This window comes from Streptomyces sp. NPDC100445, assembly GCF_044759735.1.
In the GTDB taxonomy this organism is placed as follows: domain Bacteria; phylum Actinomycetota; class Actinomycetes; order Streptomycetales; family Streptomycetaceae; genus Streptomyces.
In genome coordinates, this window is sequence record NZ_JBIVZV010000016.1 from 65,778 (window position 1) to 78,503 (window position 12,726).

Here is a 12,726-nt window from a genome sequence, read left to right on the forward strand (position 1 = left end):
CGCCCCCAGTTCCCGAAAGGCCTGAAGAACCCGCCATGCGCGCCCAGTTCGTCCTGTCGGAGATCGGTGTCGGTCTCCGCCGCAACCTGACGATGACCTTCGCCGTCATCGTCTCCGTCGCCCTGTCCCTGGCCCTCTTCGGCGGTTCGCTGCTGATGAGCGACCAGGTCAGCACCATGAAGGGCTACTGGTACGACAAGGTCAACGTCTCGATCTTCCTGTGCAACAAGCACGACGCGGAGAACGACGTGCACTGCGCCAAGGGCGCCGTCACCGAGGACCAGAAGAAGCAGATCCTCGTGGACCTGAAGAAGATGCCCGTCGTCGAGAACGTGACCCACGAGTCGCAGGACGAGGCGTACAAGCACTACAAGGAGCAGTTCGGCAACTCCCCGCTGGCCGGCTCGCTGACGCCGGACCAGATGCAGGAGTCGTACCGGATCAAGCTCAAGGACCCGCAGAAGTACCAGGTGATCGCCACCGCGTTCAACGGGCGGGACGGCGTGCAGTCGGTGCAGGACCAGAAGGGCATCCTGGACAACCTGTTCCAGCTGCTCAACCTGATGAACCGGGGCGCGCTCGGCGTGATGGCGATGATGCTGATCGTCGCGCTGCTGCTGATCGTCAACACCGTGCGGGTCTCCGCGTTCAGCCGCCGCCGCGAGACCGGCATCATGCGGCTGGTGGGCGCCTCGGGCTTCTACATCCAGGCGCCCTTCATCGCCGAGGCCGCGGTCGCCGGGCTCATCGGCGGCGGCCTCGCCTGCGTGGGTCTCGTGGTCGGCCGGTACTTCACCATCGACCACGGCATGGACCTCTCCCACAAGCTCACGCTCATCAACTTCGTCGGCTGGGACGCGGTGTTGACCAAGCTGCCGCTGATCCTCGCGACCAGCGTGCTGATGCCGTCGCTCGCGGCGTTCTTCGCCCTGCGCAAGTACCTCAAGGTGTGACGCACGCCAAGAAGGGCCGTACGGACATCCGCCCGTACGGCCCTTCGCGTTGTCCTAGACTCACCGCCATGTCAGGCCGTGACCCGTTCTGTCAGCCCCGCCGCAGGCGCCGCGGGGCCGCCCTGGCACTGGTCTTCGCCGGTGTGCTCGCCGCCGGCGCCGCCACCGGCTCCTTCCCGGAGCCCCCGCCCGCCCGCGAGGCCGGCCCCGGGAAGGCGGGCCCGGCCACCCGGCACGAGGCCGTCCAGCGGGCCGCCGCCGAGGCGATGGCCGACGGCAAGTCCCCGATGGAGGCCGCCGAACGGGCCGTCAGCCGCAGCGGGGACCGCTGGGGCGCGGTCTACTCCGAGGGCGAGTACGAGGAGTTCCAGGAGGCCCTGGACGGCCGCTACACCGGTGTAGGCCTGTCGGCGCGCCGGGAACCCGACGGCCGGATCGAGGTGACGGGGGTGCAGCCCGGTTCGCCCGCCGCCGACGCCGGCATCCGCACCGGCGACCGGCTGCGCAGCGTCGACGGCAGCACGGTCGACGGCCGCCCGGTCACCGAGGTGGTCTCCCGCCTGCGCGGGGACGCCCCGGCCGCGCACGCGAAGGACGCCCCGGCCGGTACGACGGTCAGGCTCGGCCTCCAGCGGGGCACGCGCGCGTGGACGGAGTCGCTGCACCGCGCCCGGCTGTCCACCCGCTCCGTGACCGCGCGCCGGCTGCCCGGCGGGGTCACCGTCGTACGGATCGCCGCCTTCACCAAGGGCTCCGCCGACGCGGTCCGCGAGGCCCTGCGCACCGCACCGGCCGACGGCGGCACCGTCCTCGACCTGCGGGGCAACTCCGGCGGCCTGGTCACCGAGGCGGTGGACACCGCCTCCGGGTTCCTGGACGGCGGCCTGGTCGCCACCTACGACGTGGACGGCGTGCAGCGCGCCCTGCACGCGCACTCCGGCGGCGACACCACCCGCCCCCTGGTCGTCCTCGTGGACGGCGGCACCATGAGCGCGGCCGAGATGCTCACCGGCGCCCTCCAGGACCGGGGCCGCGCGGTGGTGATCGGCTCCCGCACCTTCGGCAAGGGCTCGGTCCAGATGCCGACCGGGCTGCCGGACGGCTCGGTGGCCGAGCTGACCGTGGGGCACTACCGCACCCCCTCGGGACACGCCGTCGACGGCCGGGGCATCACCCCGGACCTGGAGGCGGGCCCGGAGGCGCTGGAGCGGGCGGAGACGGTCCTCACGGGCCTGGGCGACCCGTCGTAGCCGCGCGGGGCGGCCCGGGCCGCGTGGCCCCGGGTAATCGGCTGTACTCACACCCCCTGTGTGGTGCGAAAATGGGCGGCACTATGAGCAAGGGAATGTACGTACCGAAGGAGTCCCAGCCCAAGCAGGGCGGCGGGGCCGCCAAGGCCAGGGACGGCGAGAAGGGCGGCCAGCGCAAGATCGTCGCCCAGAACAAGAAGGCCCGGCACGACTACGCGATCATCGACACCTTCGAGGCCGGGATCGTGCTCATGGGCACGGAGGTCAAGTCGCTGCGCGAAGGACGAAGCTCCCTGACCGACGGCTTCGTCCAGGTCGACCGGGGTGAGGCGTGGCTCCACAACGCGCACATCCCCGAGTACCACCAGGGCAGCTGGACCAACCACTCCGCGCGCCGCAAGCGCAAGCTGCTCCTGCACCGCGAGGAGATCGACAAGCTGGAGTCGAAGTCCCAGGAGACGGGACACACGATCGTGCCGCTCGCGATCTACTTCAAGGACGGCCGGGCGAAGGCCGAGATCGCCCTCGCGCGGGGCAAGAAGGAGTACGACAAGCGGCAGACGCTGCGGGAGCAGCAGGACCGGCGGGAGTCGGACCGGGCGATCGCGGCGGCGAAGCGCAGGCAGCGCGCCGTCTAGCCGGCCGGTCGCCGGGAATGGGCTGGCATCGTCGGGTGTTGGTCACGTACGATGGCAGTGCACTCCACAGAGGGTGCGCGAACCCCTCCACGGAGGGGATTGAAAAAACAACATGGGGATGATCGGTTTCGACAGCGGCTGTCGAAGCAGGGGAAGCGTGTCGAGGAAGCGGCAATGATCTCGTAAACCATATGTCGCAAAAAATAATCGCCAACACCAAGCGCGATTCCTTCGCCCTCGCTGCCTAAGTAGCGACTCGCGAAGTGTCAGCCCGGGGCTGTTCCCGACCCGGATCCTGGCATCAGCTAGGGAACTAAACCTTGATCCCGGTCACGGGGTGAAAAGGGAAATCTCACAGTGACTGAGCCCGTCGGAGACTTGTCCGCGTGATCTCCGGGGCCGAGAAAAACGTAGCGGACTGCACACGGAGAAGCCCTGATTCCGCACCGTTGGACGCGGGTTCGATTCCCGCCATCTCCACACGATCGGGAGGCCCCCGGGCCTCTCATCTCCCATGTGGGCGAAGGCCCCGCCGCAGTAGCGGCGGGGCCTTCGTCATGCCCGCTGCGCTCAGTCCGGCGGCGCCCCCTCCCGGCACCCGTCCCCGTCTCCGTCTCCCTCGTCCTCTTCCCCGTCCCCGCCGCCGGTGCTCCCGTCGAGGAGTCCCGGTCCCGGCGGCTCGCCCTCGACGGCGACGACGGTCATGAAGTGCGTCCCGACGCTGAGCCGCAGCCGGGGGCCGAGTTCCACCGTCACGAGCGACTTGGTGCGCTCCGCCACGCCCCGGAACGCCTCCAGCGCGGGCTGCGGCACGACCAGACGCTCGCCGTGCTGCGGGACGGAGAAGGTCTCGGTCCCCGGTGACAGTCGGCCGCGGGACCCGCCGGAGCGGTGGGTGGCGCGCAGCGGCCGGCGGACGCCCGGGTACAGGGCCGCGTACAGGCCGGCGAAGGTGTGGAGGTGGCCCAGTCCGGCCGCCGTGAGCCGGCAGACGCACACGCCCTCGATCTGCCGCTGCTCGACCAGGTGCGGCGGCAGGCGCGTGGCGTCGGCGGCCAGCAGCCTGGTCACCGCCCACAGGCCGCCCTCCGTCCGGGACGCGTACGCCTCCACGTTGAACAGGTCCACCAGCACCTGCCAGTAGGTGGACGGTTGGGCGTTGCGGTGGAACTGCTCCAGCCGGGGCGCTATGCGGCCCAGCTCCCGGGTGTAGACCTGGTTCCAGCGGGCCAGGGCCAGCCGGGCGCCGGCCTGCCGGTCCCGGTCGGTGTCGAAGTCGGCGACGACCCGCTCCCGTTCCGCCCGTACGTGCGTCTGCCGCAGCTCGCCCAGTTCGTAGGTCAGGACGCGTCTGGTGCGCTGCACGGGCCGGCCGTAGGCGGTGGCCAGCTCGATCAGGTCCGGGTCGCCGGGGGCCGGCCCCTTCCACGGCCCCGGGGCGGCCACGTACCGCTCGGCGAGGGCCTCGATCAGCTCCGCGGCCCGCTCCTGGCGCAGGCGGACCGCCGGGGTGCGGTTGACGGCGCGCTCCAGGGTGGCCCGCGGTATCGCGAACAGGGCCGCGACCTGATCCAGGAACCGGGGCCGCCGGCTGGGCACGATGCCCTCGTTCTCGAACCGCCGGTAGTTCTTGGGCGACACCCCGAGCTTGTCCACCACGTCCCGGGCCCGCAGCCCGCAGGCGCGCCGTACGTCGGCGACGGCCCAGGACGCGCGGTGCTCCTGGTTCATCAGCGTGGAGGGGTGGGTGTCGAGCGCCCGGGCGAGGGCGCGCACCCGGGGCGGGTCTGGCACTCGGTGCCCGTTCTCGTAGGCGAGGATCTGCGCCTTGGTGGTACCGACCTCCCGCGCCAGCTCCTCCGCCGTCCGGGCGAGGGCTCCGGGACGCGCGTAGATGTTCATGCGGAGCGCGCGCAGCTCCGATGGGCTGAAATCGGCCAGTCCCCGTGCCATGAGCGTGCTCGTCCTCCTTGGGAGGACCACTTTAGGGGTACCATTTGCATGCCGTGACCGTTTGACATCGTCCGGCGGCGGCCGCAACTCACCTGGCCCGCCTTGCTTTTAGGCGGCTGAACCGGTGGCTGCGCCCGCCGAAGTGCGCGAGGTTGGACGACGTCGGCCGCGGGTAGGTCACCGTGGTCCACGTAGCTCGGTGTGAAAGTGGCCCTGGCCCCCACGGTGTCGACTCCGTTGGCGGGGGCACAGGGCCGGCGAGTGGGAGCGTGACCCCGAAGGTCCCCTGTTGGCGCAGGGGGCCTTCCGCTGTCAGAAGATGTTTTCCAGCTGGTGTCGCAGCCAGGCACCCAGTGCCTGGAGCGCCAGCCAACCGAAGATCCTCCGGGCGGTCTTCCGGTTGTCACGCCCGCCGCCGTCGGGCGGGTCCTCCACGCGCACACCTCCTCTCGGTCGCGGGGCGATCGGCCCCGATCGGACGAGCCGATCGCGAGGTGCGCCGCGAGAGACGATGTTGGGATGAGCCTACCGGTTTACGCGCGCGATACAGGCCCAGTTGTGGGCGCGTCGGAGCCCAACTCCCTTCGTAATTGTCTACTTGACGATCAGTTGCTTGTTTGACTATCCGGTCGGGCGGTGCGGTGGCCGGCCGACCCACCGGTAGGTCCGGTCGGTGGTTGACAGTTGTCGCAGTTCACAGCCGCTACGGGTGAGCCGGGGCGGTCGCACCCGCGGGGAGTGTGACGACAGCGGTCGCGAGTGGCAGGTGTTTCCGGTCGGGGAAGAAACTCGATCGTGTGGCATAGGTCACGTCCGTGGCGGTCCGCTCACCACGCGTCGCACACCGTGAACAATTGCTCACGTGAGCGTGCGCCGGTCCGGGTGGGTGCTGCGGCGCGCGAGCCGGCCCGCCGCGTCCGGGACCGCGCCGACGAGCAGCGCCAGCGCGGCCGCCGCGACGGGTACGACGAAGGCCGTCACCGGGCGGAGGTGCTCCGCCGCCCAGCCGCCGGTCGCCGAGCCACAGGCGACACCGGTGAGCAGTCCGGTCACCATCAGGCTCATGCCCTCGTTGAGGCGGCCGGCCGGGGTGCGCCGCTGCACCAGCGTCATCGCCGTCACCATGGTCGGCGCGGTCGCCATGCCCGCCGGCAGCAGCGCCCCGGCCAGCACGAGCAGCGAGCCGGTGGACGCGGCGGCCGCCCACGGCAGGACCATCAGCACGGTCATCGCCGCCAGGCACCGGGTCAGCCGGGGCGCGGCCGGCTTCCGCGCGCCGTACACCAGCCCCGCCACGCACGAGCCCGCCGCCTGGAACGCGAGCACGGCGCCGGCCGCGGCGCGGTGCCCCCGCGCGTCGGCGAACGCGATCGTGACCACCTCCATCGCACCGAACACCGCGCCGGTGGCCGTGAAGCAGACCAGCAGCGGCACGACCCCCGGGCTGCGCAGCGGGGACGGCCCCCCGGACCGGCCCACCGGCGGCGGCTCGGTCGCCCGCTGCGCGGTGAACACCAGCATGCCGGTCAGGAGCAGCACCGCCCCGGCCAGCGTGCCCGCCTCCGGGAAGAACGTGCCCGTCAGGAAGGAGGCCAGCACCGGGCCGAGCATGAAGCACAGCTCGTCGGCGGCCTGTTCGAAGGAGTTCGCGGTGTGCAGCGCGTCCGGCTCGTCGCGCAGCAGGTGGGCCCAGCGGGCACGGGAGAGACCGCCGGTGTTCGGGGTGGCGGCGGTGCCGGCGTAGGCGGCGAACAGGGTCCAGTCGGGGGCGTCGCGGCGGACGCACAGCAGCAGCGCGAGGCTGCCCAGCACGGAGACGAGGGTGGCGGGCAGCGCGACCCGCGCCTGCCCGTACCGGTCGACCAGCCGGGCGATCCAGGGACCGGCCAGCCCGGTCGCCGCGAGTCCGGTCGCGGTGACGGCGCCGGCGAGGGCGTACGAGCCCCGGGACCCGGCGATCATCACGACCGCGCTCACGCCGAACATGCCCGCGGGCAGGCGGGCGAGCAGGTTCCCGGCGGTGAAGGCGCGGGCGCCGGGGAGGGTGAACAGGCGGCGGTAACCGGTGGGTGGCGCCTCTGCCCGGTGTGTCCGACGGTCGGCGGTGGTCTGGTGCGGCATGTCCCCACGGTCGCCGCGGGACCGGCCGGCGGTCCAACACCTTCCGCGTGCCGATTCACACGCCGGCGTTGTAAGTTCCGCCCATGCCCGTCCCCGCGCCCGCCGACCCCCGCCTGCTGCGCTCCTTCGTCACCGTCGCCGAGGAGCTGCACTTCACCCGTGCCGCCGCCCGCCTCTACGTCGCCCAGCAGGCGCTCAGCCGGGACGTGCGGCGCCTGGAACGGGAGCTGGGGGCCGAGCTGTTCGTGCGGACGACCCGGCAGGTCACGCTGACCCCGGACGGCGAACGCCTGCTGCCGCTGGCCCGCCGCGTCCTCGCCGCCCAGGACGACCTGCTGGCCGCGTTCGCCCCCGGCCAGGCCCGCCCGCTGCTGGTCGACGTCAACAGCCCCGGCCTGGTCACCGGCGGCCGGGTGCTCGGCCGGGCCCGCGAACTCGCCCCCGACTGCGAGCTGATGGCCCGCTACGAGAGCGGCCTCACCGGCGCCGCCGCCGATCTGCTGGCCGGCCGGCTGGACGTGTCGTTCGGCCGGTTCGCGGGGCTGGACCCGGCGCTGCGGTCCGGCCTGGAGCAGCAACCGGTGCGGTACGAGCCGATGGCCGTCGTCCTGCCCGCCGGCCACCCGCTGGCCGCGCTGCCCCGGGTGCCGGTGGGCGCGCTGGCCGGGGAGTCGGTGTACGCCGGTGCCGGGAACCCGCGCACCCGGGAGTGGACCGAGCTGGCCCGCGAGCTGTTCGAGGGCCGGGGGGTCCGGCTGGCCCCGCCCCTGCCGCTGGCCGTCGGCGACGAGGAGTTCCGGCGGATCATGGCCAAGACGGGCAACCCGGTGCTGGCCGTCCTGGACTTCCCGCCCATGCCCGGCACGGTACGGCGGCCGCTCGTCGGTCCCGTCCCGCTGTCCCCCGTCTCCCTGGTCTGGCGCAGGGGGCTGGCCCATCCCGCGCTGGCCGCGCTGCGCCGGGCGGCCGCCGAGATCGCCCGGGCCGAGGGATGGCTGCGGCGTCCCGACGACGGCTGGACACCCGCCGCCGACGAGCACGTGATGAACACCCGGCCGTGACGGCCCGGCCCGCCCCGCGCTCTCCCGTGCGGGCCCGCGGCGCTACTCCGGGTGGACCACCGCCACCTTCTGGAGCTGGACCGCCGCGAGCAGGCTCAGCCCCGGCTCGGCCCGGCGCAGCGCCTTCAGCGCGGCGATCGAGGCGATGTCCCCGGTGAAACCGGCGTCGGCCAGCCGGGTGCGGACCCAGCGGGCCCGCACCTGCTCCTCGGTGGCCTCCGCGGTGGCGGCCACGGCGGCCAGCGCGCGCTCCAGTCCCGGGCGTTCCTCGGGCGACGCCCCGGCCAGGGCGTCCCGCAGGGCCGCGGTGACGATGTCCGCGTCCCGGACGAACAGCACGCAGTCCTGCTTCTTGTCGAATACCGCGAATGCCTTCATGGGGATCATGGTGCGGGCGACGGGCCGGACGGACCAGAGCACTTGAGCAGGTTCAGAGGCTCCGGTCCGCCGGCGTGCCTACGCGTCCGCGTACTTCGCGTCCGCCGCCGGGTCCAGCGCCAGGCGGTAGCCCCGCTTCACCACCGTCTGGATCAGCTTCGGCGCGCCGAGCGCCGTGCGCAGGCGGGCCATCGCCGTCTCCACGGCGTGTTCGTCACGGCCCGCGCCGGGCAGGGCGCGCAACAGGTCCGCGCGGGCGACCACCCAGCCGGGCCGGCGGGCCAGGGCGCGCAGCAGGGACATGCCGGCCGGGGGGACGGGCCGCAGGTCGCCGTCGACCAGGACCGCGTGGCCGCGGATCTCCATCCGGTGGCCGGCGACGGGCAACGCACGGGCCCGGGAGGGCAGTTCCTGGCACAGCAGCTGGACGAGCGGGCCGAGGCGGAAGCGTTCCGGCTGCACCGTGTCCACCCCGTGGGCCTGGAGGGGGATCGCGGTCACCGGGCCCACACAGGCCGGCAGGACGTCGTGGGCCAGGGCCGCCAGCAGCTCGTCCAGCAGGCCGCGGGTGCGCGCGCGGGAGAGCAGGGAGGCGGCGGCCGGGGCGCTGGTGAAGGTCAGGGCGTCCACCCCGCGGGTGACCGCCGCGTCCAGGAGACGGTCCAGGGGGCTGATGTCCTCCGGGGGCATCCAGCGGTACACCGGGACCGGGACGACGTCCGCGCCCGCCGCGCGCAGCGACTCCACGAACCCGGGCAGGGGCTCGCCGTGCAGCTGCACGGCGACGCGGTCGCCGTCGACGCCCTCCTCCAGGAGGCGGTCGAGCACCTCGGCCAGGGACTCCGAGGAGGGCGACCACTCCTCCGTCAGGCCGGCCGCCCGGATCGCGCCCTTCACCTTCGGGCCGCGGGCCAGCAGCCGTACTCCGCTGAGCCTGCCGAGGAGTTGCTCGCCCAGGCCCCAGCCGTCGGCGGCCTCGACCCAGCCGCGGAAGCCGATCGCGGTGGTGGCCACCACCACGTCCGGCGCGTGGCCGATGAGCTCCTTCGTGGCGGCGAGCAGTTCGCCGTCGTCGGCGAGCGGCACGATCCGCAGGGCGGGGGCGTGCACGACGGCCGCGCCGCGCCGGCGGAGCAGGGCGCCCAGCTCGTCGGCGCGGCGCGCGGCGGTGACGCCCACGGTGAACCCGGCGAGGGGGCCGTGCTCGGATTGCTGCACTTCGTCGTCCATGGGTGCTCTCCTAGCTGACCGGCACGCCGACCGAGCCTGTCAACGGCGCGTGACGGGCTCGGTTCGGCTCCGTGTCGGCGGTGTTACGTCACACCTCGGCGTAGCCGAGCCGGGCCTCCTCCGGTGAAGCCGCCGCCGTCGCCGCGACCGGTACGGCCGTACGCCGAAGGTATACGGCCCAGGTGAGGGCGAAGCAGGCGCCGTAGAAGGCGAGGAAGGCGACGAACGCGCCGGTGCCGGAACCGGAGGAGAGGAAGGACTGCCGGAAGGCGAGGTTGATGCCGACCCCGCCGAGCGCGCCGACCGCGCCGATCAGGCCCATCGAGGCACCGGACAGCCGCCGGCCCTCGGCGACGGCGGCCTCCCCCTCCAGGCCCCGGGCCAGCGCCTTGGCCTGGAAGATGCCGGGGATCATCTTGTACGTCGACCCGTTCCCGAGGCCGCTGAGCACGAACAGGACGACGAAGACCGACACGAACAACGGCAGCGAACGCCGCATGCTGGCGCCGACCAGGACGGCGGTGGCGGCGGCCATGCCGACGTAGTTCCACAGGGTGATGCGGGCGCCGCCGTACCGGTCCGCGAGCCGGCCGCCGACGGGCCGCACCAGGGAACCGAGCAGCGGGCCGACGAAGGTCAGGTACGCCGCCTGGAGCGGGGTCCGGCCGAACTGGATCGTCAGCACCTGGCCGAACGCGAAGCTGTAGCCGATGAACGAACCGAAGGTGCCGACGTACAGGAACGCCATGATCCAGGTGTGGGCGTCCTTCGCGGCGTCCCGGGCCGCGCCGGTGTCGTTGCGCACCGAGGCCAGGTTGTCCATGAACAGCGCGGCGAGCACCGCCGCCACGACGACCAGCGGGATGTAGATCCCGAGCAGGACGCGCGGGCCGCCGCTCGCCCCGATGACGGCGAGCGCGACGAGCTGGATGACGGGCACGCCGATGTTGCCGCCGCCGGCGTTCAGCCCGAGCGCCCAGCCCTTCCTGCGGAGCGGGAAGAAGGCGTTGATGTTGGTCATGGAGGAGGCGAAGTTGCCGCCGCCGATGCCGGTCAGCAGGCCCACCAGCAGGAAGGTGGAGAACGACGTCCCCGGTTCCATCACCCAGAACGCGGCGGCCGTCGGGACGAGGAGCAGACCGGCCGAGATCACCGTCCAGTTCCGCCCGCCGAAGACGGCGACGGCGAAGGTGTACGGCACCCGGGCGACCGCGCCGACCAGCGTGACCACCGAGGTCAGCAGGAACTTGTCCGCGGGGGTCAGCCCGTACTCGGGCCCCATGAACAGCACCAGCACCGACCACAGGGTCCACACGGAGAACCCGATGTGCTCGCACAGCACCGAGAACCACAGGTTCCGGCGGGCGATCCGCTCCCCGGTCGCCGCCCAGAACCCCTCGTCCTCGGGATCCCAGTGCTCGATCCAGCGGCCACCACTGCGACGGGTTGGGGCTGGGGCTGTCATCGCGCCTCCACGGTGCTCCGGCTGCTCGGTCTGCCGACCACTGACTCAGCCCGAAGGTAGGGAGGCCGGGTTTCCGGCCTGTGGCCGCGGGTGACCGGAAGGGAACGTTGCTCTCACGCGGCCGCCCGCCGCCCGGTGAGGCGCCCGCCCGGACCCCTCAGCGGCGCAGCGCGGCGTCGAGCCCGCGCATGATCTCGCCGACCCGCCCGCCACCGGCCGGCGCGGCGGGCAGCCGCCGAAGCACCGCGACGACCGCCGACGGCACCCCCCGACACACCCACGCCCACCCCTCCCCACCGTCCACCCCCGCGACCTCGTCGGCGGTGGTGGGACTGCCCGGCACATCGGTGGCGTCGGCCCGGGGGGTCGGGGCTTCGGGGGTGGGGCGGGTGGTCGCGGCCGTCAGTTCTCTGGCGCGGGCCGCGTGGGCCGTCGCGCCGAGGACGTGGCGGACCTGGTGGGCGCTGGCCACGGGGTGCAGGAAGGCCGCGCCGGCCGCGTGGCTCGCCGCCCGCGCCGCCTCGGCGGCGGCCGGTGGGGCGGCCTCGCGTGCCGCCCGGAACGCCGCCCACGCGGCGCGCCGCAGCGCCGCCGTGCGCGGGCCGCCCGCCGCGAAGGCGAGGGCCGCCTCGACGGCCTCGCGCGGACGCGGGTCGCCGGGGACGCTCTCCTCGAAGAGGGCCAGCACACCGGAGGCCTGGCCGGCGGCGTGACCCGCGATCTCCCGCAGCTCGTGCGGGCTCAGCTCGATGGGGTCCGGTCCGTTCGGTTCCGTGGGCATGGCCCCGATCCTGCCGCGCCCCGCCCGGCCGGCGCGAGGACGGGTTCCCGGGCCCGGGGGGTTCCGGCGCACCCCGCGGACGGGCACTGTGTGAGGAGGGGCCGGCGACGGCCCCCGGCAGGCTCGCGCGGTTCCGGCCCAGGCGGTGACTGGCACATGGCACTCGATGGCGCCCCGTCCCCGTACGGATTGCGGTTCGACGCCGGCCGGGTGTGCCTGGACCTGCTCGCCACCGCGCACCCGGTGGAGCGGCTGGACGGCACGGCGCCCCTGTGCGCGTGGATCACCGGCGCGGGCATCGTGCCCGCCGGTACGGCGCTGGACCACGCGGACGCGTCCTGGCCGGCCGGGTTCCGCGAACTGCGCGGCCACATAGGGACGCTGGTACGGGAGCCGCAGGCGGGCGGCACTGCGTCGTACGGGCGGGCGCTGCGGCGGGTGAACGAGGCCGCCGCGACCGCCGTCCCGGTCCTGCGCGCCGTACCGGGCAAGGAGGGCGGCCTCCTGCGGGAGCTGACCGCGCCGCCGGGCCGGGCCGCGCTGCTGGCCGTGGTCGCGCGGGACGCCGTCGAGCTGCTCACCGATCCGGTGGCGCGGGCCGCCGTGCGCGAGTGCGAGGGGGACCACTGCCCCCTCGTGTACCTGGACACCTCGCGCGGGCGCCGCCGCCGCTGGTGCTCCAGCCAGGTGTGCGGCAACCGTGAGCGGGTGGCCCGGCACCGGCGCCGGTCGGCCCCGGCCCGGAGCTGAGCGGTACCGCAGGTTCCGCAAGCGGCGTGAGATGCGTAACACCGCGTTTTCGTTGCCCTCTACACGGGCATTGTCCGGCGCCCTCGGGGATGTGTCGGACATGTGAAGATGACCCGGTGGGAATGTGCGCCCATGTCCCGCTCGTC

At 73.6% G+C, this 12,726-nt stretch carries 12 protein-coding genes and 1 other RNA gene; 6 read left to right on the forward strand and 7 right to left on the reverse strand.

Features of this window, described 5'->3' with window-relative positions; genetic code table 11:
• Positions 1 to 35: 35 nt before the first annotated feature.
• The 4 genes from ftsX to ssrA all read left to right on the forward strand — a co-directional run bounded on the left by ftsX (position 36) and on the right by ssrA (position 3,324).
• Positions 36 to 953, forward strand: coding sequence for a permease-like cell division protein FtsX (gene ftsX, locus ACIQVT_RS31360; protein ID WP_356823910.1), 918 nt, complete (start codon positions 36 to 38; stop codon positions 951 to 953).
• Positions 954 to 1,021: 68 nt separating this feature from the next.
• Positions 1,022 to 2,203 (forward strand): S41 family peptidase, encoded by a 1,182-nt coding sequence (locus ACIQVT_RS31365; protein WP_403761828.1) that lies wholly within the window; start codon positions 1,022 to 1,024, stop codon positions 2,201 to 2,203.
• A 95-nt stretch (positions 2,204 to 2,298) separates the two neighbouring features.
• Complete coding sequence (gene smpB / locus ACIQVT_RS31370; RefSeq protein ID WP_403762208.1) at positions 2,299 to 2,841, forward strand: SsrA-binding protein SmpB; 543 nt, start codon at positions 2,299 to 2,301, stop codon at positions 2,839 to 2,841.
• A gap of 114 nt (positions 2,842 to 2,955) precedes the next feature.
• Positions 2,956 to 3,324: a transfer-messenger RNA gene (gene ssrA, locus ACIQVT_RS31375) on the forward strand.
• 87 nt (positions 3,325 to 3,411) lie between these two features.
• Here ssrA and ACIQVT_RS31380 read toward each other — a convergent pair.
• From ACIQVT_RS31380 to ACIQVT_RS31390, 3 genes are all read right to left on the reverse strand, one after another.
• The gene (locus ACIQVT_RS31380; protein ID WP_403761831.1) at positions 3,412 to 4,794 is read right to left on the reverse strand and encodes a helix-turn-helix domain-containing protein; all 1,383 of its coding nucleotides are present in this window, start codon (positions 4,792 to 4,794) and stop codon (positions 3,412 to 3,414) included.
• Positions 4,795 to 5,106: 312 nt separating this feature from the next.
• Entirely contained in the window at positions 5,107 to 5,229 is a 123-nt protein-coding gene (locus ACIQVT_RS31385) for a hypothetical protein (RefSeq protein WP_276209440.1), read from the reverse strand.
• 423 nt (positions 5,230 to 5,652) lie between these two features.
• The gene (locus ACIQVT_RS31390; protein WP_403761834.1) at positions 5,653 to 6,915 is read right to left on the reverse strand and encodes an MFS transporter; all 1,263 of its coding nucleotides are present in this window, start codon (positions 6,913 to 6,915) and stop codon (positions 5,653 to 5,655) included.
• An 83-nt stretch (positions 6,916 to 6,998) separates the two neighbouring features.
• On the opposite strand from ACIQVT_RS31390, the gene ACIQVT_RS31395 reads away from it, so the two are divergent.
• Positions 6,999 to 7,976, forward strand: a complete 978-nt coding sequence (locus tag ACIQVT_RS31395; RefSeq protein ID WP_403761837.1) for a LysR family transcriptional regulator — start codon at positions 6,999 to 7,001, stop codon at positions 7,974 to 7,976.
• 42 nt (positions 7,977 to 8,018) lie between these two features.
• Here ACIQVT_RS31395 and ACIQVT_RS31400 read toward each other — a convergent pair whose 3' ends face one another.
• The 4 genes from ACIQVT_RS31400 to ACIQVT_RS31415 form a co-directional block, all read right to left on the reverse strand.
• Positions 8,019 to 8,354, reverse strand: coding sequence for a hypothetical protein (locus ACIQVT_RS31400; RefSeq protein ID WP_403761840.1), 336 nt, complete (start codon positions 8,352 to 8,354; stop codon positions 8,019 to 8,021).
• A gap of 78 nt (positions 8,355 to 8,432) precedes the next feature.
• Complete coding sequence (locus ACIQVT_RS31405) at positions 8,433 to 9,584, reverse strand: uroporphyrinogen-III synthase (protein ID WP_403761843.1); 1,152 nt, start codon at positions 9,582 to 9,584, stop codon at positions 8,433 to 8,435.
• Positions 9,585 to 9,672: 88 nt separating this feature from the next.
• Positions 9,673 to 11,049 carry a nitrate/nitrite transporter gene (locus tag ACIQVT_RS31410; RefSeq protein WP_403761846.1) on the reverse strand — a complete coding sequence of 459 codons (1,377 nt, stop codon included), beginning with the start codon at positions 11,047 to 11,049 and terminating at the stop codon, positions 9,673 to 9,675.
• A 157-nt stretch (positions 11,050 to 11,206) separates the two neighbouring features.
• Positions 11,207 to 11,830, reverse strand: coding sequence for a putative immunity protein (locus ACIQVT_RS31415; RefSeq protein WP_403761849.1), 624 nt, complete (start codon positions 11,828 to 11,830; stop codon positions 11,207 to 11,209).
• 156 nt (positions 11,831 to 11,986) lie between these two features.
• On the opposite strand from ACIQVT_RS31415, the gene ACIQVT_RS31420 reads away from it, so the two are divergent.
• Entirely contained in the window at positions 11,987 to 12,580 is a 594-nt protein-coding gene (locus ACIQVT_RS31420; protein ID WP_403761852.1) for a CGNR zinc finger domain-containing protein, read from the forward strand.
• Positions 12,581 to 12,726 lie beyond the last annotated feature (146 nt).

Excerpts from the sequence above, each read along its gene's own strand:
- ftsX (WP_356823910.1), top strand. The coding sequence starts at position 36 with ATGCGCGCCCAGTTCGTCCTGTCGGAGATCGGTGTCGGTCTCCGCCGC.
- ACIQVT_RS31365 (WP_403761828.1), top strand. The coding sequence starts at position 1,022 with ATGTCAGGCCGTGACCCGTTCTGTCAGCCCCGCCGCAGGCGCCGCGGG.
- smpB (WP_403762208.1), top strand. The coding sequence starts at position 2,299 with ATGTACGTACCGAAGGAGTCCCAGCCCAAGCAGGGCGGCGGGGCCGCC.
- ACIQVT_RS31380 (WP_403761831.1), bottom strand. The coding sequence starts at position 4,794 with ATGGCACGGGGACTGGCCGATTTCAGCCCATCGGAGCTGCGCGCGCTC.
- ACIQVT_RS31390 (WP_403761834.1), bottom strand. The coding sequence starts at position 6,915 with ATGCCGCACCAGACCACCGCCGACCGTCGGACACACCGGGCAGAGGCG.
- ACIQVT_RS31395 (WP_403761837.1), top strand. The coding sequence starts at position 6,999 with ATGCCCGTCCCCGCGCCCGCCGACCCCCGCCTGCTGCGCTCCTTCGTC.
- ACIQVT_RS31400 (WP_403761840.1), bottom strand. The coding sequence starts at position 8,354 with ATGAAGGCATTCGCGGTATTCGACAAGAAGCAGGACTGCGTGCTGTTC.
- ACIQVT_RS31405 (WP_403761843.1), bottom strand. The coding sequence starts at position 9,584 with ATGGACGACGAAGTGCAGCAATCCGAGCACGGCCCCCTCGCCGGGTTC.
- ACIQVT_RS31410 (WP_403761846.1), bottom strand. The coding sequence starts at position 11,049 with ATGACAGCCCCAGCCCCAACCCGTCGCAGTGGTGGCCGCTGGATCGAG.
- ACIQVT_RS31415 (WP_403761849.1), bottom strand. The coding sequence starts at position 11,830 with ATGCCCACGGAACCGAACGGACCGGACCCCATCGAGCTGAGCCCGCAC.
- ACIQVT_RS31420 (WP_403761852.1), top strand. The coding sequence starts at position 11,987 with ATGGCACTCGATGGCGCCCCGTCCCCGTACGGATTGCGGTTCGACGCC.